Source organism: Pseudoalteromonas sp. BSi20311, from assembly GCF_000239875.1.
In the GTDB taxonomy this organism is placed as follows: Bacteria; Pseudomonadota; Gammaproteobacteria; order Enterobacterales; family Alteromonadaceae; genus Pseudoalteromonas.
In genome coordinates this window covers 40,599-60,340 of record NZ_BADU01000153.1, presented here as the reverse complement: position 1 = coordinate 60,340, position 19,742 = coordinate 40,599, and the positions used below count along the sequence as shown (strand labels likewise).

Below are 19,742 nucleotides of genomic sequence, written 5' to 3'. Positions count from 1 at the left end.
GCGAGAAACATACCACGAAACGGATATTGTTCAACAATAAAGTGATACCATTACCCTCTTGCAATCGTATTAACTTAGAAATCTGTAATTTAGACCGAAACACGTGTTATCTAGTAGCAAAAAGCTGCTATGGTTAAGTTATCGATTATGACCTCAAGGAATGGCTCATGAACCAACAAACTGTACATACGTATTTAATGAACAAACCGTTAGTTAAACTAACGCAACCTTTTGCTAAAGATGTTGATGTATATAAAGTAAACCATAAGATGTTCGCCACCCTTGCACTAAGCAATGAGGGTGAAACCGATGAAAATGGCGAACCGATCTGGTGGCTAAACTTAAAGTGCGATCCTGATGAAGCGCAGTCATTACGTGATATTTTCCCTTCAGTGATTCCAGGCTATCACATGAATAAACGCCTTTGGAATACCGTGATTTTAGATGGCTCAGTGCCACAAGGTGAAATTGAGCGAATGATTGATAATTCATTTAATTTGGTGGTCGACAACATGCCAGATAAAGACAAACAGGCTATTGCCGATTTGCTATAACACTTACAGCAGACATAAAAAAGCCGCTAATGCGGCTTTTTTACTTTAAAATTAAATAATTAGTCTTGTTGTTCTGCTTTACTATAAAACTTATCGCCTTTATCAGCCATTTCAAGCAAAGTCTCGCAGGGTGCAAAAATGGCATTGCTGTTAGCCAGTGTAGACATATCAGAGCTTATCTTACTCGCACCTAATTTGTCCATGTAGCTAAACGGGCCACCTAAGAACGGTGGGAAACCAATACCAAAAATAGCACCAATATCACCATCTCGTGGACTTGCGATAATGCCATCATCTAAACAACGAGCCGCTTCGTTAAGCATTTGTGAAACACAGCGCTTTGCAATCTCGTTTTTATTTAACCGTGGTGCAGGGGTAACACCCAGTAGTTCGTATACTGATTCATCAACCTTCTTGCCTTTCTTATCGTATTCATAAAAACCGCGCCCTGTTTTACGACCAAGACGTTTTGAATCAATCATACGTGAGAAAGCATCGGGACCTTTAAAACGCTCACCGAGTTCTTTTTCAAGAATTGGCGCAATTTTAGATCCAATATCAATACCCACTTCGTCCAGCAGTGCCAACGGTCCAACAGGAAAACCAAATTCGACTAAGGCCGCGTCTATTTTTTCAATCGGCTCACCAGCAAGCATTAAGTTAGCCGCTTCATTAAGGTATGGCGCTAAAATACGGTTTACATAAAAACCAGCCATATCTTTTACTACAATTGGCGTTTTACCTTGCTTACGTGCAAAGTTAACTACACGAGCAATGGTTTCTTGTGACGTGCCTTCGTGAGGAATGATCTCTACCAGTGGCATTTTCTCTACTGGCGAGAAATAATGTAAACCAATTACATTTTCAGGGCGTTCTGCTTTTGCTGCAATTTGAGAAATAGGTAATGACGAAGTATTACTTGCAAAAATAGTATTCGCTTGGCATTGCTGCTCAACATCAGCAACCATACCTTGCTTAAGCTCTAAATCTTCAAATACCGCTTCTATCACTAAATCTATGTATTTAAAGCCGCTGTAATCCGTGGTGCCAGTAATGCGGTTCATGGTTAACTGCATATCGGCTTTTGACATAATGCGGCGCTTAAGGCGTTTATCTAAGATTTTGTATGTGTAGTTCATGGCATTACTTATGCCCTGCTCTGCCACATCTTTAATACGTACCGGCAATTTAGCCTTAACCGCACTTACATGGGCAATACCGGCGCCCATTAATCCGCCACCTAACACAGCAGTTTTACTAATCGCAGGAGCGTCATCATTGCGCCATTCTTTTTTCATTTCAGTGGTTGCAAAGAAAATACCGCGAAGTGCTTTAGACTCATCACTCATTACTAACGTAGCAAAGCCTTCGGCTTCGGTTTTATACGCTTTCATTTCATCAAGCTCTACGCTTGCACGAACCGCTTTAATAATCGCAAGCGGCGCTGGGTAGTGACCACCTGTTTTTTTAAGTACGTTTTCTTTAGCTTTTTTAAAGATAAAGTTACGACCAAACGGGTTTGATTCTAATAGCTTACTGATCTTATCAAGTTTAGGCTCTTTAGCTTGTGGCTTTTTCTTCGCAGCAAACTCTTTGGCCACTTTTAGCAGTACGCTTTGTGGAACACAATCATCCAATACACCGGCTTTTTTAGCTTGTTTTGGACGAATTTGCTTACCAGTTAGCATCCACTCAAGGGCTTTTTGAATACCCACGATTTTAGTTAAGCGTTGTGTACCACCACCGCCAGGCAATAAACCTAGTTGTACTTCTGGTAAACCAATTTTAGTTAAATCGCTATCTGTACCAACGCGATAATCACAGGCTAAAGCAAACTCTAAACCACCACCTAAAGCAGCGCCGTGAATAGCACTAACCGTGGTATACGGTAGTTTTTTCATATCAAAAAATGCTTGATGGCATAATTCGCTGATAGCTAATGCATCTTCGCGTTTTTCAACGCTGTCTAGCATTTTTACATCGGCACCGGCAATGAAGTTATCACTTTTGCCACTAATAAATACCATACCTTTCACTGCATGCTCTTTAGCTTGTGCTAATAATGCTTTTAAATCATCAGCAAAGCTGTCACGCAGGGTATTCATTTTTTCACCCGGCACATCAATGGTTACCACGGCTATTTTGTTATCATCAACCGTTAAATTAAATACTGAATCTGTCATTACGCACTCTCCAATACAAAGGCTGCACCTAAACCACCCGCAGCACAGGCAGTCGTTAACGCTAAACCACCGCCACGACGCTTAAGCTCGTATAAGCTTTGTGTAATTAAACGCGCGCCGGTTGCCGCAAATGGGTGACCATAAGCGAGTGAACCGCCGTTAACGTTAAACTTATCCATGTTAATTTCACCTATGGCTTTGTTACGCCCTAAGTGCTCTTGTGCAAATTTATCTGAAGCAAACATTTTCATATTCGCTAAGGTTTGCGATGCAAACGCTTCATGCATTTCTATAAGGTCTAAATCAGCTAACGTAATACCTGCTCTATCAAGCGCAATAGGCGTTGAGTGGGCAGGCCCCATTAGCATGTCTTTTTCTACGCCTATGGCTGAAAACGCAAAACTGCGTACGTAGCCTAATATTTCGTAACCCAATGCTTTTGCTTTGCTTTCGCTCATCATTAACACTGCAGCTGCGCCATCGGTTAATGGAGTTGCATTAGCGGCAGTCACAGAGCCGTGCTGACGGTCAAATACCGGTTTAAGCTTAGCGTAGCCTTCAACCGTTGAGTTTTTACGAATATTGTTATCTTCTTCAATAAAGCTTTTATAAGGCGGTAAGTGCGCCGTCATTACTTCATCTTTTAACTTGCCATCGGCCCAAGCTTGAGTTGCTAATGAGTGAGAACGATGTGCTAAAGCATCTTGATCTTCACGGCTAATATTATGGGTTTTAGCCATTTGCTCAGCTGTTTGTCCCATTGATAAACCCGTTGAGTACTCAGCAACCGCTGGCGGTACTGGTAATAAATCTTTTAAACGTAGTTTTGAGAATATTTTTAAACGCTGACCAAGCGTACGGGCTTTGTTTAAATCAACTAAACTGCCGGCTAATTTTTTACTTACACCAATTGGCAATACAGACGATGAATCAGCACCACCAGCAATACCTACACTTACAGAACCTGCCATAATTGATTCGGCAACATTTGCAATTGCTTGAAAGCTCGTTGCACACGCACGTGACACTGAATATGCGTCAACGCCCACTGGCATACCTGTACCTAATACAATTTCACGTGCAATATTTGGCGCTTCAGGCATTTGTACTACTTGACCAAAAACCAGTTGATCGATTTCTGACTTGTCGAAATTTAATCGCTCAAGCATTTCATTAACAACTAACTTACCCATATCCAATGCTGGTACATGGTGAAACGCAGTTGCTTGCTTAGCAAAAGGAGTACGTAGGCCGCTTACAATGGCAATACGGTCGCCTTTTGGTGTTTTAAGTATGTTTTGCTCAGACATTTATTATTCTCTCCCGCTGACAGGTCAGACCTGTATTTTTTCCTCGATTCTAAACAACCCGTGTGATAAAGCCAATAGATAAACGTAAATTAATCATAAAGCGCCATTGTAAATCACTACATACATTGTGTAAGGGTAATACAATAGGCTTTTTTAGCAGGTTTTACAAAGTTTTGTGTTAGGCTAAAAAGCGTTAAAAAATAACGAACTATTTTCAAAAAATCAGTCTAACTCTTGAGTTATCCACTTATAAACCTTATAACTAGCTCAGTATTTGTTACCTAACCACTTTAGGTATTATTTAAGCTGACGAGGACAGTCCACTTATTATGGCAGCTAACGCATTTTCAAACTTAAAAACGTATTTAGACACCCAAATTATTGGCCAGCCAGCGCTCACTCAAGCACTCTTAATTGCTATATTAGCCGATGGTCATTTACTTGTTGAAGGCCCTCCGGGGCTTGCAAAAACGCGAGCGGTTAATGCTTTAGCAAAAGGTATTGAAGGCTCGTTTCAGCGTGTTCAGTTTACCCCAGACTTATTACCTGCCGATGTAACCGGCACTGATATTTATCGTCAACAAACCAGTGAGTTTGTGTTTGAAAAAGGCCCTTTATTTCATAACCTCATTTTAGCGGATGAAATAAACCGAGCACCAGCAAAAGTACAGTCAGCTTTATTAGAAGCAATGGCCGAGCGCCAAGTTACTGTGGGCAAAAATACGTATCCACTTAGTGACCTGTTTTTAGTTATGGCAACGCAAAACCCGCTAGAGCAAGAAGGGACCTACCCACTGCCAGAAGCGCAATTAGACCGTTTTTTATTACATTTAAGTATTAATTATCCGGGTGCAGAGCACGAGCTTGATATTTTACGCCTAACTCGTGGTGAAGCACTTAATGATGAAGCCCCAGTGCTTGAGCAAATTTCGCAAGCAGAGTTGTTTGCTGCTCGAAAAGCGATTTTAGGTCTATATTTAGCTGAACCACTAGAGCAGTACTTAGTTCAGTTGATTATTGCCACCCGAGAAGGCGCCAACTTAGATGAACAACTTGGCCGTTGGATTGAATACGGCGCCAGCCCACGTGCCACCATTGCTTTGGATAAATGTGCTCGCGCTCATGCGTGGTTAAGTGGTCGTGATTTTGTATCGCCTGACGATATTCAAGCTGTGGTACATAATGTATTACGTCATCGTATTATTTTAAGTTACGAAGCACAGGCCGATGGTGTTACAAAAGATCAGGTTATTAGCCGTATTGTTGAACTAGTTGCTGTACCTTAAGTTATGCAAACACACTTTGATTCTCAGGCATGGCTTAAATTAAGTCATAGCCACGGTGTTAATTTATCGCTCAAAGAGCTGATGTATTATAAAGCAAAAGCGCAACTGCTTGAGCTGGCACCTAACGTTAGAATAAAAAATACCTTAGCGGGGCAATATCTGGCGCCGCATAAAGGCCGTGGCATGGAGTTTGCCGAAGTGCGCCATTACCAACACGGTGATGACATACGCTCTATTGATTGGCGGGTCACGGCTCGTACCGGTGAAACTCACACCAAGCTTTTTCAAGAAGAAAAAGAACGCCCGGTATTTGTGTTTACTGACTTTTCAAATTCAATGTTATTTGGCTCACAATTATTATTAAAGTCGGTGCAAGCTGCACATATTAGCGCCTTGGTTGCATGGTCTGCTTGCCAACGTGGCGATAGAATTGGCGGTATTGTGTTTAATCAGCACTCGCATTTAGAGCTTAAACCTAGCGCCCGTGAAAAAGCGGTGTTAAAGCTGTGTCATAATTTGTGCGACGCTCATCAGCAGGCACTTGAAAATATTGATAAACCCGCCAGCAATAACTTTAGTGATAACCTTAAGCGTTTAAACCACTTAGCTAAACCCGGTAGTTTGGTTTATATCGTATCCGATTTTAACGCCTTAGATGACGCCAGCTTTAAACAACTCGAATTACTTGCGCGGCACTGTGAATTAATAGGTTGCCATATTAGCGATCCCTTCGAGCATAAGTTACCGGCTTTCCAACAAGCGGTTACTGTAAGTGCTAATAATCAGCAGTTTGCCCTGCCCTTGATGGATAGCAGCTTTAGAGAACGATTTGCCAAAAATGCCGAGCACGCATTTAGCGCGCGTATTAATCGTTTAACAAAATCTGGGCTTAACCTATTATCATTCGATGCAGCCACTGCGCTGGAACTGCAATTAGTGAGAAGATAAATCATGCAAACCTCTCCACTTGATGGCCTTCACGATATTATTGCTCCCACTCACGTTGACTGGTGGCCGTTAGCCCCTGCTTGGTGGGTGGTTATTAGCATTGCACTGTGCTTAGTGTGTGGCTTAATTATAATTATGTACAAAAACTATCAATTTAAAAAAGCAAAACGTAATGCGATTAAGTTAGCTAATCAACAACAATCAGCGCAGCAATTACATATTATTTTAAAGCGGCTAGTGATCACCTATTACGATCCGCGCTTAGCGGCGCAATCCACCGCCAACTGGTGTAAAACCCTGAGTCAACTTGGTGCAATTGGTTTTAGTGAAGATGAAATTGCAAGCCTATATAGCACAGCACAAACACCACCGGCACTCAGTGATAAGTTTCGCCAAGCTATTAAACAATTTAAGCTAAAGGAGCCACTGCATGTTTGAATTTAGCTGGCCATGGCTGTTTTTATTACTGCCGCTTCCTTTAACGTTACTGCTATTAAAACCCGCAGCAAGTAATGCAACGACACGTTTACGCATCCCAAGTTTTGCATCGCATAATTTAAATAATCAACATGTAGAGTCCAGTGCACGTAAGTTAAACACTCTTGAATGGTTGCTATGGGCATTATTAGTAACAGCATCGGCTAACCCTACTTGGTTAGATGAGCCTATATCGCTGCCTAATGAAGGTCGCGACATTATGCTCGCTGTGGATTTATCCGGCTCAATGACAGAACAAGACATGGCTTATAATGGCCAATATGTTGACCGTTTAACTATGGTTAAAGCAGTGCTTAGCGATTTTATAGAGCAGCGTCAAGGCGACAGACTTGGGCTAATATTGTTTGGTGATACAGCGTTTTTGCAAACACCTCTCACCCGTGATGTAAAAACCGTCAGCAAAATGCTTACTGAAGCACAAATAGGTTTAGTAGGACGTGCCACGGCTATTGGTGACGCTTTAGGCTTATCGGTTAAACGCTTTGCTAGTAAAAAAGAAAGTAATCGTATTGTGGTGTTACTAACAGATGGACAAAACACCGCAGGAAACCTTGACCCCGAAGATGCCCTATTACTAGCTCGTGAAGAAGGCATAAAAGTGTACACCATCGGAGTCGGCTCAGATAACCCTCGTGGTTTTAGTTTATTTAATATGGGCTCTGGGGGCAGCAATTTAGATGAGAGTTTACTGAAAAATATTGCCGAACAAACAGGGGGTCTGTACTTTAGAGCCAAAGATGTCGCTGGGTTGCAACAAATTTATGCAGAGCTTGATAAACTCGAGCCAATTAGTGCCGATGAACAAACCTTTCGCCCACAAACAGCCTTGTTTTATTACCCGTTATTACTGGCCATTCTATTGATCAGTGTTACCGCATTGATAAAAACAGTGCGTGCAATGAAGGAGCCAAGCTAATGGATTTTGAGTTTATTCGCCCCGCTATTTTATGGCTGTTACTCCCTACCCTAGGGTTGTTTTTTATTGCCATGCTTAAAAAGAAAAAAACCCAATCAGCGCCACTTATTGCACCACATTTGGCACAATTTGTTATGAGTGAAGCAAACAATCAGGCTCGTCAGCCGCTGTGGCTAGTTGCGTTATTTTGCAGTTTAGCCATTATATTTAGTGCAGGCCCGAGTTTTGAAGAAAAACAAGTCCCTGTATTTCAAAGTAAAAGTGCGCGCGTTATTGTCATGGATATGTCGTACTCTATGTATAGCACCGATATTGCTCCTAATCGATTAATGCAATCTCGCTTTAAAGCCCTCGATATGATTGAGTTATTTAAAGAAGGTGATACTGCATTAGTAGCCTACGCAGGCACTGCCTATACCATTTCACCACTGACCAATGATGCAACCACCCTTGCTAATCTTATTCCTAGTTTGAGCCCTGAAATTATGCCTGATAAAGGCTCCAACGTGCTGGCAGGTTTAGACATGGCGCAAGAGCTGCTCACTCAAGCAGGCTACCTAGATGGTGATATTATTTTGATCACCGATGGTATTGAACAACAACAGCAAAGTGATATAAGTGGCTTTACTAACAGTAGCCAGTATCGACTTAATATTTACGGTATTGGCACTGAGCAAGGTGCACCAATAAAGTTACCTGAAGGCGGATTTTTAAAAGATAATTACGGCCAAATTGTAGTGCCTACACTCAATGGTTCTTTACTCAAAGGACTAGCAAAAAATAGTGGCGGCCAATACGCTAATTATCAGCCAAGTAATAGCGATATTGCCATTTTTTCACCGCAAGCAAACAGTGAAATACTAAAAAGTGAAAAACCAAATTTAGCCTTGTGGCGAATCGATGCTGGCATTTATGGCTTGCTTATTTTGCTGCCCTTAGCTCTATACTTATTTAGGCGCTCTGCGTTTATTGGTGCGGTGCTATTGCTAAGCTTTTTACCTCAGCAAAATGCCCATGCAGTAGAGTTACCAACGCTATTTAAAAATACCGATCAACGTGCATTAGAAGCTTACAACAACCAAGAGTACCAACAAGCAGCGCAAGCGAAGTCCAACGCTCTCAAAGGCGCTGCACTTTATCAGCAAGGTCAGTTTGAAGGCGCTCTGAACGAATTTAGTCAAGATAAATCAGCTACTGGTTATTACAATTACGGTAATGCACTGGCTAAAGCCGGACAATTGGAGGCTGCTATAAACGCTTACAAACAAGCGCAATCATTGCAGTCTGATTTTACCCAAGCAGCCAATAACCAAGCGTTAGTTGAGCAGTTACTTAAGCAACAGCAAGATCAAGATCAAGATCAAGAAAACCAACAAGGTAATGATTCGCAAAATCAAGATGATCAAAGTCAAGATGATGCAGATAAATCAAAACAAGATCAGCAAAAAAATGGCGATAAAAATAACGCAGATAAAAGCGAAGATAACAGTCAAAACAGTGAAGAGCAGCAATCGGGTGAGCCCTCGGAGCAATCAAAAGATCAACAAAGCCAATCTGGCGAGCAGTCAGATGAACAAAATCAGCCTGACATGCAAGCTCAATCACAAAACCAACAAAACGAGAACAAAGACGACGATAGTAAGCCTCAGCAAGACGAGCAACAGAGTCAACCCAATCAAATGAATGAGCAACCGCCATCAGATGAGCAGAAGCAGCAAGCACAACAACAAGCTATGCAAGCACAGGCGGCCGACCTCACTAATGAAGAAAAAGAGAAAGCACAACAACTAAATCAGTTACTAAGAAAAGTGCCCGACGATCCAGCTATTTTATTAAGAAACAAAATGCAATTAGAAGCCCAAAAAAGACAATATCAACGCCGTCCAACAGGAGTAGAAAAATCATGGTAATGCGATTATTTTGCTGTTTATTGCTATTAACTGCCATGCCATTAATGGCCGCCACTTCATTAGAGGCAAGCGTTGATAAAAACCCGGTACTGGCGGGTGAGTTTTTTATGCTCAATATTAGCATTGATGATTCAATCAAAGGGCAACAACCCGATACTTCAGCGCTGTTAAAAGATTTTGTCGTCGGCCCTATGAGCTTAAGTAGCCGTACCAACATTATTAATGGCAGCATTAAAAAACAAACATCGTGGTCTGTTAAGTTAATGACTCGCAAAGCCGGCGAATACACAATTCCTTCTTTTATTGTTGCAGGGCTCAGCTCTAAACCAATTAGCTTATCGGTTAAAGAGCGTAGCGGCGATACAGATAAAAATGATGATATATTTTTAAAAACCTCGCTTACAAATAACAGCTTATTTGTGCAAGAGGCTGGCGTTTACACCATTAAACTTTACTTAGCTAAAGAGCTACTTGATGGCAGCTTAAGCACACCAAGCATGGAAGATGCTCAACTCACCCAACTAGGTAAGCAAAGTGAAGATTATGAACTGGTTAACGGTAAACGTTACTTAGTGATCACCCGTAATTATTTAATTCAGCCGCAAAAAAGTGGCGCATACACCATTGAAGCACCTGTTTTTCAAGGGCGTGTTCAGCAAAACTATCGTCAATTAGAAGTGTCAGCACTTGGCGATGAACAACAGATTGAAATCAAACCTATCCCTGAGAATTATCAAGGGGATTGGTTACCCAGTGAATTAGTGAGTTTAACCGAGCAATGGCAACCAGACGATAACACCGTTGAAGCCGGCACGCCGATCACACGCACTATTATGCTTACCGCCTTAGGGGTAACTAAAGAGCAATTGCCCGAAATTGATATGCCTACTATTGATGGTATTCGCAGCTATCCGGATGAAAAAGAAACCAACAATGCAGTACGCGATGGTCGAGTGGTATCACAGCAAAGCGCCTCATTTGCGCTACTACCACAAACACCAGGCACTTATACATTGCCTGAAATTACCCTGCCTTGGTATAACACCAAAATGAACCGAATTAGTTACGCAACTTTACCAGAACGCACAATTACGGTAACACCAAGTACCACAGCGCCAGCAAACTCACTAAATACACCCGTTGAAAGTACTTTAAACAACACGGATGCAGAGCCAACGCAGCAAGCGCTCAGCGTGCAACGCCACACTAGTACGCCTCTATGGCTTATTATTGTAGCCGTATTAGGTTACATATTATGGATTGTGACCCTGGTTCTTTACTTTATGAAACGCTCAGCTAAAGAAGTGCAACAAACGACGCAAGCAAATCATAGAGGCAATCAGCAAGCAGATTTAAAAACACTGCAAATACTTGCTAAAAGCCATGATAATAAAGCATTTTACGATGCACTTAATCTATACGCGCTAACTCGAACAGATAAAAAGGTAGGAGCTCTCACCCATTTCTGCGCTATGATAAACAGCTCAGAATTAACCGCGCAGGTAAATAATTTACAAGCACAGTTGTACGGTAACCAATCGGCTAGCACTGATTTAGAAGCGATTGTTAGTTTATTAAAAAAACATCAATCGCACACAGCTAAGTCATCATCTGCGTTAAAAGAGCTATATTCTTAATAAGAATCTTAGTTACTTTTTTGGCCTATAATAATTTTAATTAAAAAGTGCTTATGTTTGGAAATAAAAAATCGAATGATCGGGTCTTAATTAATATGGCTGAAAAACAACAACGCTATGAAGCCTTGGTTCATGTTTATCATAAGGAACTCTATCGCTTTGCTTACTGGTTATGTAACGATCCGACTATTGCTGATGACTTAGTGCAAGAAACCTTTTTGCGTGCATGGCGCTCGCTTGATTCGTTACTCGACCAAAAAGCAGCTAAGCCATGGTTGCTGACCATTTTAAGGCGTGAGAATGCCAGACGCTTTGAGCGCAAGCAATTTGATTACAGTGATGTAGATAACGACACATTGGTGGATCAAACCAGCCATAGTTTAGATACAGCAATGGAGCAAACCGTTATTCAGCGACAAATTTCTTTATTGGCTGATGAATACAAAGAGCCGCTGTTGCTACAGGTGGTTATGGGCTGCACTGGAGATGAAATTGCAGACATACTTAACTTAAATAAAAATACGGTTATGACGCGTTTATTTCGAGCAAAAAATCAACTTAAAGAGGCATTAAGCCGTGATGATGATCAACTTAAAGGAGCATCAAAATAATGGATGAACTTGAGTTTCGTCGCCGCACAATTGCGCAGCCAAACGAGCTAGACAAAGAACTTCAGGAATTTGCGAACAGCAGTGCCGACAGGCAACAATTTTTAAATGAAAGCAAAGCATTCGATAAACAGCTCGACGACGCGCTTGATATTCCTGTGCCTGAGAATCTTGCCGAACGGATTATCTTAAACACCTCGTTAAAAGAAAAAGCCAGAACAGATGAACTTGAGCAAAAAGGTAACGTGATTAATGCACGTTTTTGGTTTAAGTTTGACCGCGTGCATTTGGCATTAGCTGCTTCGTTTGTAATTGCAGTCAGTGCCTTTATGTTTAGCGCAGAGCAAAATATTAATCATGCGGCTGGCGAGCATGCGCTAGCCCATGTTTATCATGAAGTTTACGCGTTAAATAAAACTCAACCAATTAGCATCCAAACTGTCAACGAAAAGCTCGCTTTACTTGGTGGTCAACTTACTGATTTACCTGGCAAAGTGACTTACGTTAATTTTTGTGATTTTCAAGGTGAAAAAGGCATTCATTTAGTGTTTGAATCTGACTTTGGACCTATGACCGTGTTTATTGTCCCTAGCGAAAATAAAGTATTTGAAATAGGCTCGGGTGATTTTAGTGACTCTCGTTATGCTGGCCATATAAGTCGGGGCAAACAAGCTGATACCGTGCTAATTGCAAGCCTTGGCTCACCGGTCGATATGTACAATGAACGTATTGCAGGCGCTATTCGCTGGCTTTAAGCTGTTTGTAAACAATAAAAAACCGCAACGAGTGTGCGGTTTTTTTATTGCTAATAAGCTAAAGCTTATTATTGGTTACTTACATACATCAGCAACGGCGTTAGCAAAGTAATCGATGTTTGCTTGGCTAATACCCGCTACGTTTACACGGCTAGAGCCGACAATGTAAATACCGTATTCTTTTTGAAGGCGCTCAATTTGCTCTTTATTAATACCTAAGAAAGAGAACATACCGTGTTGGCGGTCAATAAACGAGAAGTCTTGCGCAATATCTTTCGCTGCCAAACTGTCTTTAATTAAACTACGTAAGCCATTAATACGGTTACGCATTTCATCAAGCTCACTGTGCCATAACTGCGTTAGCTCTGTGCTGCTTAAAATAGTGTTTACAATATCTGCACCGTGCGCTGGCGGCATAGAATAAATGCTACGTACCACACTCAGTAATACTGAATTTGAAATATCAGCTGTTGCGCTGTCTTTGGCAATAATTGAACAAGCACCAATACGCTCACGGTATAAACCAAAGTTTTTAGAGCATGAAGAACAAATAATTAACTCTTCAACCGCATTGGCTAAAATACGCAGGCCATTTGCATCTTCTTCTAAAGAAGAACCGAAACCTTGGTATGCAATATCAATTAATGGTGTAAAGCCCACATCTTTTGCAAGTTCTGCAATGGTGTTCCATTGTGTTTCGTTTAAATCCATACCACTTGGGTTATGACAACATGCATGTAGCAGCACTACATCGCCTTTAGGCACCAGTGTTAAGGTTTCGACCATTTCATCAAACAATAGATCTTTGTTTTCGTAATCGTAATATGGGTATTCTTTTACCGTTAAGCCTGCAGCTTCAAATAAGCTAATGTGGTTTGCCCACGTTGGATTAGTTACCCATACAGTGGCGCCTGGATTACAACGTACAATGAATTCTGCAGCAACACGAAGTGCACCAGTACCGCCAGGAGCTTGTGCTGTGCGTACGCGATTAGCTAATAATGCTGGGTGTTCACCTAGTAGAAGATTTTCCATTTGTTGACAGTAATCTAAATTACCAGCAAGACCAATGTAAGATTTGCTCATTTCATTTTCTAAACGAAATGCTTCTGCTTTTTTTACTGACTTTAATACCGGGGTATTCCCCTGCTCGTCTTTATATACACCAACCCCTAAGTCAATCTTATTTGGGTTAGTATCTTGCTTATAGGCCGCCATAAGGCCAAGAATAGGGTCTGTTGGTAATGGTTTTAATACTGAGAACATTGACTATCTCTTCGTTATTTAGGGGTTAGCTGTTGCGCTAAGCTTAACATAAAAACTCACTAGATTGACTAGTGTTATTTACACTAAAAAGTGAGGAATTTTAATGCAGCACGCAATTAATAACGCGAGCGTCGCTTTATCAAAAAAATCAGTATTGAAGGCTTCACCATCAACAATACCTACACACTGCTGATGTGCATTAAATAACGGTAAACAGGCTTCTGCTTTTACCTTCGGATCGCAGGTATAATACTCACCGCCTGCTGCTATATATTGTTCAACATTATTAATTACGCGTCCTTTACCGATAAGCGCTACTTGAACGTTATTACTGCCCATTGCAAATTCATCGGTCAGCGGAAACAAAGGACGACTCGGGGCACCAAAATAAGCCAGCTTTAATAGCTGCTCACCTTCATTGGTGACGGTATTTTGATAAATGCCGTACCAATCAAGCTGCGTATTTTCAATAACGTAGTCAACAATCAACTGAAGTTGCGCCAGCTTTTCAGTTGTTTGCGTACTTTGGCTAACATAATCGCTTAGTTTAAATGGCTCATCCTGTAGGTAACCAAATAAGCTGCATGCCCCTCCTTCACCTAGCTCAGGAATTTGATACTCCCAACGCACCGCTGGTGCAGCATTATTATTTAGATATTGCTCGAGCTTTTCTAGCTCAGCGTGAATTAACTGTTGCTCAATATTAAGCTGAGCGTGCTCTAAGTAAGAATTAAGCATTTGGACGTCCATACATCTATAATGCCGAAATAGTAGCATGGATATTTTTATAGTGCTAGCCAATTTAAAATGGTTTTTAAAAATACTTATGTGCATTTTTAATAAACCTAATGAGGTCAATATTGTTAAGCTTATAACTTTATAAAAGTGAATCGAGGCGTAAAAATTACGTCTTTGCGTCGCAAATTTGTTATTATTTACCGCATTATTATATTCAATCTTAAGTAGGTTAATTATGAGTGATAGTCACTTAGTGTATTCAACAGCAACGGGGCGAATTGACCAGCCAAAGCCAGAAAAAGAACTGGATGTAAAACTATTTAAAGATGGTTCTATTCGCATAGAGCGTCAAACCAAAGGCCGAAAAGGCAAAGGTGTAATGCTGGTTGTTGGTCTTGATCCACAACAGCATGATTTGAAAAAGTTAGCTAAAACAATAAAAAGTAAGATGGGCCAAGGCGGCGCAGTAAAAGAAGGGGTTATCGAAGTACAAGGTGATGACCGCGACAAACTAAAAGCTATTTTAGAAGGGTTAAAATTTAAAGTAAAAATTGCGGGTGGTTAACCCGCAACTTTTTACTTATTCAATAATTTTTAGCGCAGCTAGTTGATCAAATAATGCGGGGATATCATCTTCAGCCACTGGCTTACTAAAATAATACCCTTGCACAATAAAACAATTATTGTTTTGTAAAAACTCAACTTGCTCGATTGTTTCAACCCCTTCAGCAACCACATCAAGCTTCAGCTTTTGTGCCATAGCGATAATGGCCGCAGTGATCTCCATGTCGTTGTCATCCTCAGGGATATCTTTGACAAACGAGCGATCAATTTTAAGAATATCGACGGGGAAACGCTTAAGGTAACTCAGCGAAGAGTAACCCGTACCAAAATCATCAATAGAAATTGAGATACCCAATTTTTTAAGTTGATGTAACTGTTCAATAGCCGCCTCAACGTTACCCATCAGCATGCTCTCGGTTAGTTCAAGATGCAGACTTTTTGCGTTAATTTGTGTCTCTATAATTATCTTTTTCAGCATAGGTACTAAGCTTGCGTCTTTAAACTGTCTTGCTGACAGGTTAATCGACATATTACTTGCTCTATCTTGTTGCTCTAGTCGCTTAGTAAACTCACAGGCTTGTTGTAGCACCCATTGACCAAGCTCCACAATTAAACCGGTTGCCTCGGCTATGGGAATAAACTTAGTCGGAGGAATAAACCCTTGTGTAGGATGGAACCAACGAAGCAATGCTTCATATCCCACCACGCTGTTATCGCGACAATCAACCTGTGACTGGTAATGCAGCGTGAGTTGCTTTTCTTTAATCGCATGGCGCAACTCATTTTCAAGGAATAATCGTTCATTAGCTGCCGCATTAAGATCTTGGCTATAAAAGTGGAAAGTATTACGCCCTTTGGCTTTTGCTTCATACATAGCTAAATCGGCATGCTTTAATAACTGATCTTCTTCTAGGCTATCAAATGGCGCTAAGGTAATACCAATACTTGCACTAACAATCACTTCATTGCTGCCAAGTTTTATTGGCTGATTTAACGTTTTTTGTATTGTATCAGCGACTTCAGATGCTTCTTCTTGGTGCTCAATACCACTAAGTAGAACAGCAAACTCATCCCCCCCTAAACGGGCTATGGTATCTTCCGCACGTAAACGCTGTTTTAAGCGTGTTGCCACTTCAACCAATAGCTGATCGCCCGCATCATGGCCTAAAGTGTCATTAATACGTTTAAATTCATCAAGGTCAAAATAAAATAAAGCAAACGAGTAACGCCCTCTTTCAGCAAGCGCCATGGATTTTCTAAGTTGCATCCTAAAGAATGTACGATTAGCAAGTCCGGTTAATGTGTCGAAGTAAGCGAGCTGTTCCATTTTTCGTTGGCTTTCTTTCACAAACGAAATATCTTGCGCTGATGCCACGTAACTGGTGATTTTACCACCGTCTTCTCGAATTGGTGACACACTTAGCGATACCCATAATGGCGGCTTATTTTGCGCTTCAATAAGCGTATCTCCTCGCCAATAATTACGGTTGCGTAAATCAAGATCAATATCTTCAACCAACATGGTCATTTCATTAGCAATAATTGTCAGTAATGGCTGGCGCAAGAAGTCATTTTCGGCAAAGTCTGTCATCTCCAACATTTTTGGATTCACATATTCAATGACAAAATTTTCATCGGTGATCACCACCCCCGTCCCCGAGAACGCAACCGCTTTAGACAAACGGTTTGCTGCTTTTTCTGCGATTTCTTTTTCTATTATACGCTGATTTAAGCCATCAATGAGTTTACGAATTTCAATGGTCATGTCTTTGAATGAACCATTAAGCGTACCAATTTCATCTTTATTTTCTTTTGGAAAATCAATTTCTAACTGGCCTTTACCAAAATTAGTAACTGCATAAACCAATGAATGTAAGCGTCTTAATACTAATTGGTAGAGTGCTTGGTGTAATAATAAAGCAACTAAAATGGCATACAGAATAAATAAGCCAAAAAACTTAAGCTTTAAATCTTTAAGTGCCGATAACGTTGAAGAGCGCTTTTTATAAACACCTACATACCAGTTTACACCTGCCACCTTATGAATGTTGATAATGTAATCTTCATCATTTAATGAAAACGAATCGGCATATTCTGGCAATTGAATTTGCCCTGCGTTATCAATAACGCGCTTTAGTTCAGGGGAAATAAAATCTTCTGGTAGTAGCTTTTTACCTGCCTCACCGTATTTTGTATAACTATCAGAGCCTAAATTTGGGTGCGCTAATAATTGCCCTTGCTCATCAAATACGACAAGGTGCTTTTCTTTTCCACCCACGGGTAATTGCGATACTAAGGAATCGAGTGAAATATCACTCCCCGTGACACCTAAAAATTCATCATCTTTATAAATAGGAACAATTAAACTCACTACCCATTTATTCCATACATTATCGTAGTAAACCCGCGACCAAAGCGGATCACGCTGTGGGTTAGTTAACGATTTGGCATAATTAAAGCTCTCACTTTGGTTGAATGTGTAATTTCCGGGCACATTAAGCGCCCAATTAGGTGGTGCAACACGAATAAAGTTATCTTTAGTTATAAGATAAAAATTATAAAAGTCTTGGATTAACGTCGGAGAAATAACTTTCCAAAGCGATTCTGAGTCAGCAATTAGCTGTTTATAAAAGGGAGAATATGCAGTTTGATGGATAAACGCGGCAGATAGGCCATCTGCTGATGCACTGCGCACTGAGCCATCATTGGTCAGCTGCATTGTGGGTGTATTATTATTTTTAAATGACAGCTGCCCTTCAAATAACTGCTCGCTAACAACAATATTAGCTTGCTCTGCTATTTTAACTTTGGTCGCTATCAAGTTGTTAAATTGTTTTATTAATAATTCATTTGATTGCTTTAATACCTCATGCTCTTCAAAGACAAGCTGTTTTTCTTCTGACTTGAGCATTAATGCAGCCGCGCAAATGCCTGCCACTAAACAGATGCCAGAGATCAACAATGATAACTTTACACTGAGTGAGTTTATGCCAAATCGAGATGGAGGGCGTCGATACACAAAAAGCCAACCTTATTTATAATTATTATTTTTGCAAGTAATAGAAATATACCAGAACTTAAATCAGAATTATAAATTATTTATGAAGTTTTCTAAAAACAACGTGTTTTGTCTATATATCGGGTAAAAAGCCGATTTCCTGTAAGTGCTTGTTGACATTGGGGGTTACACTTCATACATTAAGGGTATGAATATAAATTACTCACACACCTTTTTTTCTTTTTTTAGCTTCTTTATGTAGAAGAGGCTTCCCTGTTTGTGAGATAAAATCAACCGAATAGTAAAGCCTCCCAACTGGGAGGCTTTTTTGTTTTCACTGCATAATCAGTGACATGTTTTGGAATGAGGAAAACCAAATGAGCAACGATGTACTCGATACTCTCAGGCACGACATAAATGAAATCGACAACGATTTACTTGTCTTGCTAGCAAAACGACGCCGTATTAGTCATGGTGTCGTTGAATATAAAATAGCAAATAATAAACCCATTCGTGATGAAGCCCGTGAACTGGCTTTACTCGAAAAACTCATAGGCTATGGCAAATCGTTAGGACTTGACGCCTACTACGTTAACAACGTTTTCCAAACGATATTAGAAGACTCTGTGTTGCATCAACAAGCCATGCTACAAAAGAATTTAAATCCCGATGCACTGAGCGAAACTCATCGCGTAACGTATTTAGGCGGTCAAGGCTCTTATAGTCAGCTTGCATGTCATAAATATTTTAGCCGTCGCCCGGGTAAATTAGTTGAAATTGGTTGTACCTCATTTGAGGAAATCACCGGAAAAGTAGAAAAAGGTCAAGCCGACTTTGGCTTACTGCCTATTGAAAATACGAGTTCGGGTAGTATTAATGAAGTATTTGATTTACTGCAGCATGCACAAGTCTCTATTGTCGGTGAAGTTACTCATAGCGTTGATCATTGCTTATTAGCAACCCCAGGCACCGAGCTAAGCCAATTAACCAAGGTATTTGCACACCCACAACCCTTTGCCCAATGTAGCCGCTTTTTACAAGGGCTTGGTGAACTTCAGCATGAAACCTGTGACTCGACCTCAAGCGCACTCAAGTCTGCTATGGAAACGCCAAATAGTGCCGCTATTGGCTCAGCGCAAGCAGGGAAAAATGTAGGCCTTGAAGTGATTAAGGCCAATCTTGCCAACCAAAAAGAAAATCACAGCCGCTTCATTGTCGTTGCCCGCAAACCACTGCAAGTATCGACACAAATTCCGACTAAAACCAGCTTAATTATGTCAACCAAGCAACAAGCTGGTTCACTTGCCGATGCGTTAATGATTTTTAAACAGCATAATATTAATTTAGTGAAACTAGAATCTCGACCTACGCCTGGTAACCCATGGGAAGAAGTGTTTTATGTGGACTTGGAGGCTAACTTAATCGATAACCAAGTTAAGCATGCATTAGAAGAGCTTAAACAGCACACTCAATACGTGCGCGTTCTCGGTTGCTACCAAAGCGAGTCTTTGCAAGCTGTTAGCGTAGAAAGCTAACCAAAAAAAGGGCCTATCGGCCCTTTTTTGTTTTCA

General features: G+C 40.7%; 16 protein-coding genes and 1 other annotated feature. Of the genes, 11 read left to right on the top strand and 5 right to left on the bottom strand.

All coding sequences use genetic code 11. The features are described from left to right. The first annotated feature begins 167 nt into the window (after positions 1 to 167). A complete protein-coding gene (locus tag P20311_RS15215) occupies positions 168 to 554 on the top strand; it encodes an MmcQ/YjbR family DNA-binding protein (RefSeq protein WP_008114503.1) in 387 nt (128 codons plus the stop codon). A gap of 59 nt (positions 555 to 613) precedes the next feature. On the opposite strand, the gene fadJ is transcribed toward P20311_RS15215, so the two are convergent. Together fadJ and fadI are read right to left on the bottom strand one after the other, a co-directional pair. After that, positions 614 to 2,737, bottom strand: coding sequence for a fatty acid oxidation complex subunit alpha FadJ (gene fadJ, locus P20311_RS15210; protein WP_008114502.1), 2,124 nt, complete (start codon positions 2,735 to 2,737; stop codon positions 614 to 616). Then, positions 2,737 to 4,047: an acetyl-CoA C-acyltransferase FadI gene (gene fadI / locus P20311_RS15205; RefSeq protein ID WP_008114501.1), complete on the bottom strand. Its 1,311-nt coding sequence runs from the start codon at positions 4,045 to 4,047 to the stop codon at positions 2,737 to 2,739. The genes fadJ and fadI overlap by 1 nt, the downstream gene beginning before the upstream one ends. A 329-nt stretch (positions 4,048 to 4,376) precedes the next feature. On the opposite strand from fadI, the gene P20311_RS15200 reads away from it, so the two are divergent. Genes P20311_RS15200 through P20311_RS15165 form a run of 8 tightly spaced genes read left to right on the top strand, consistent with a single transcriptional unit; the run spans position 4,377 to position 12,605 of the window. Then, positions 4,377 to 5,333 carry a MoxR family ATPase gene (locus tag P20311_RS15200; RefSeq protein ID WP_008114500.1) on the top strand — a complete coding sequence of 319 codons (957 nt, stop codon included), beginning with the start codon at positions 4,377 to 4,379 and terminating at the stop codon, positions 5,331 to 5,333. A gap of 3 nt (positions 5,334 to 5,336) precedes the next feature. Then, positions 5,337 to 6,281: a DUF58 domain-containing protein gene (locus P20311_RS15195; RefSeq protein ID WP_008114499.1), complete on the top strand. Its 945-nt coding sequence runs from the start codon at positions 5,337 to 5,339 to the stop codon at positions 6,279 to 6,281. Positions 6,282 to 6,284: 3 nt separating this feature from the next. Next, positions 6,285 to 6,719 (top strand): DUF4381 domain-containing protein, encoded by a 435-nt coding sequence (locus P20311_RS15190; protein WP_008114498.1) that lies wholly within the window; start codon positions 6,285 to 6,287, stop codon positions 6,717 to 6,719. Beyond that, on the top strand, positions 6,712 to 7,695 hold the full coding sequence (locus tag P20311_RS15185) for a VWA domain-containing protein (protein ID WP_008114497.1): 984 nt from the start codon (positions 6,712 to 6,714) through the stop codon (positions 7,693 to 7,695). The genes P20311_RS15190 and P20311_RS15185 overlap by 8 nt, the downstream gene beginning before the upstream one ends. Then, positions 7,695 to 9,605, top strand: coding sequence for a VWA domain-containing protein (locus P20311_RS15180; RefSeq protein ID WP_008114496.1), 1,911 nt, complete (start codon positions 7,695 to 7,697; stop codon positions 9,603 to 9,605). Before P20311_RS15185 ends, P20311_RS15180 begins: the two co-directional genes overlap by 1 nt. Next, entirely contained in the window at positions 9,599 to 11,242 is a 1,644-nt protein-coding gene (locus tag P20311_RS15175) for a BatD family protein (RefSeq protein ID WP_008114495.1), read from the top strand. The genes P20311_RS15180 and P20311_RS15175 overlap by 7 nt, the downstream gene beginning before the upstream one ends. Positions 11,243 to 11,295: 53 nt before the next feature. Beyond that, positions 11,296 to 11,853 carry a sigma-70 family RNA polymerase sigma factor gene (locus P20311_RS15170; RefSeq protein ID WP_008114493.1) on the top strand — a complete coding sequence of 186 codons (558 nt, stop codon included), beginning with the start codon at positions 11,296 to 11,298 and terminating at the stop codon, positions 11,851 to 11,853. Then, entirely contained in the window at positions 11,853 to 12,605 is a 753-nt protein-coding gene (locus P20311_RS15165; RefSeq protein WP_008114491.1) for a DUF3379 family protein, read from the top strand. The genes P20311_RS15170 and P20311_RS15165 overlap by 1 nt, the downstream gene beginning before the upstream one ends. 75 nt (positions 12,606 to 12,680) lie before the next feature. Here the strand turns inward: P20311_RS15165 and P20311_RS15160 are convergent, their stop codons facing one another. Both P20311_RS15160 and P20311_RS15155 read right to left on the bottom strand, forming a co-directional pair. Further along, entirely contained in the window at positions 12,681 to 13,871 is a 1,191-nt protein-coding gene (locus tag P20311_RS15160; RefSeq protein ID WP_008114487.1) for an amino acid aminotransferase, read from the bottom strand. Between the two features lie 78 nt (positions 13,872 to 13,949). Next, positions 13,950 to 14,609, bottom strand: a complete 660-nt coding sequence (locus P20311_RS15155; protein WP_008114486.1) for a GAF domain-containing protein — start codon at positions 14,607 to 14,609, stop codon at positions 13,950 to 13,952. Positions 14,610 to 14,844: 235 nt separating this feature from the next. On the opposite strand from P20311_RS15155, the gene P20311_RS15150 reads away from it, so the two are divergent. Continuing rightward, positions 14,845 to 15,174, top strand: a complete 330-nt coding sequence (locus tag P20311_RS15150; protein WP_008114484.1) for a translation initiation factor — start codon at positions 14,845 to 14,847, stop codon at positions 15,172 to 15,174. Between the two features lie 15 nt (positions 15,175 to 15,189). Here P20311_RS15150 and P20311_RS15145 read toward each other — a convergent pair whose 3' ends face one another. Beyond that, positions 15,190 to 18,084, bottom strand: coding sequence for an EAL domain-containing protein (locus P20311_RS15145; RefSeq protein WP_008114481.1), 2,895 nt, complete (start codon positions 18,082 to 18,084; stop codon positions 15,190 to 15,192). A gap of 304 nt (positions 18,085 to 18,388) precedes the next feature. Beyond that, positions 18,389 to 18,504: a sequence feature (Phe leader region), on the top strand. A 44-nt stretch (positions 18,505 to 18,548) separates the two neighbouring features. Between P20311_RS15145 and P20311_RS15140 the strand changes: the two genes are divergently transcribed. Then, positions 18,549 to 19,706 (top strand): chorismate mutase, encoded by a 1,158-nt coding sequence (locus P20311_RS15140; RefSeq protein WP_008114478.1) that lies wholly within the window; start codon positions 18,549 to 18,551, stop codon positions 19,704 to 19,706. Positions 19,707 to 19,742: the final 36 nt, after the last annotated feature.

Bases quoted from the DNA above. Each gene is read 5' to 3' on its own strand.
- P20311_RS15215 (WP_008114503.1), top strand. From the start codon at position 168: ATGAACCAACAAACTGTACATACGTATTTAATGAACAAACCGTTAGTT.
- fadJ (WP_008114502.1), bottom strand. From the start codon at position 2,737: ATGACAGATTCAGTATTTAATTTAACGGTTGATGATAACAAAATAGCC.
- fadI (WP_008114501.1), bottom strand. From the start codon at position 4,047: ATGTCTGAGCAAAACATACTTAAAACACCAAAAGGCGACCGTATTGCC.
- P20311_RS15200 (WP_008114500.1), top strand. From the start codon at position 4,377: ATGGCAGCTAACGCATTTTCAAACTTAAAAACGTATTTAGACACCCAA.
- P20311_RS15195 (WP_008114499.1), top strand. From the start codon at position 5,337: ATGCAAACACACTTTGATTCTCAGGCATGGCTTAAATTAAGTCATAGC.
- P20311_RS15190 (WP_008114498.1), top strand. From the start codon at position 6,285: ATGCAAACCTCTCCACTTGATGGCCTTCACGATATTATTGCTCCCACT.
- P20311_RS15185 (WP_008114497.1), top strand. From the start codon at position 6,712: ATGTTTGAATTTAGCTGGCCATGGCTGTTTTTATTACTGCCGCTTCCT.
- P20311_RS15180 (WP_008114496.1), top strand. From the start codon at position 7,695: ATGGATTTTGAGTTTATTCGCCCCGCTATTTTATGGCTGTTACTCCCT.
- P20311_RS15175 (WP_008114495.1), top strand. From the start codon at position 9,599: ATGGTAATGCGATTATTTTGCTGTTTATTGCTATTAACTGCCATGCCA.
- P20311_RS15170 (WP_008114493.1), top strand. From the start codon at position 11,296: ATGTTTGGAAATAAAAAATCGAATGATCGGGTCTTAATTAATATGGCT.
- P20311_RS15165 (WP_008114491.1), top strand. From the start codon at position 11,853: ATGGATGAACTTGAGTTTCGTCGCCGCACAATTGCGCAGCCAAACGAG.
- P20311_RS15160 (WP_008114487.1), bottom strand. From the start codon at position 13,871: ATGTTCTCAGTATTAAAACCATTACCAACAGACCCTATTCTTGGCCTT.
- P20311_RS15155 (WP_008114486.1), bottom strand. From the start codon at position 14,609: ATGCTTAATTCTTACTTAGAGCACGCTCAGCTTAATATTGAGCAACAG.
- P20311_RS15150 (WP_008114484.1), top strand. From the start codon at position 14,845: ATGAGTGATAGTCACTTAGTGTATTCAACAGCAACGGGGCGAATTGAC.
- P20311_RS15145 (WP_008114481.1), bottom strand. From the start codon at position 18,084: ATGCTCAAGTCAGAAGAAAAACAGCTTGTCTTTGAAGAGCATGAGGTA.
- P20311_RS15140 (WP_008114478.1), top strand. From the start codon at position 18,549: ATGAGCAACGATGTACTCGATACTCTCAGGCACGACATAAATGAAATC.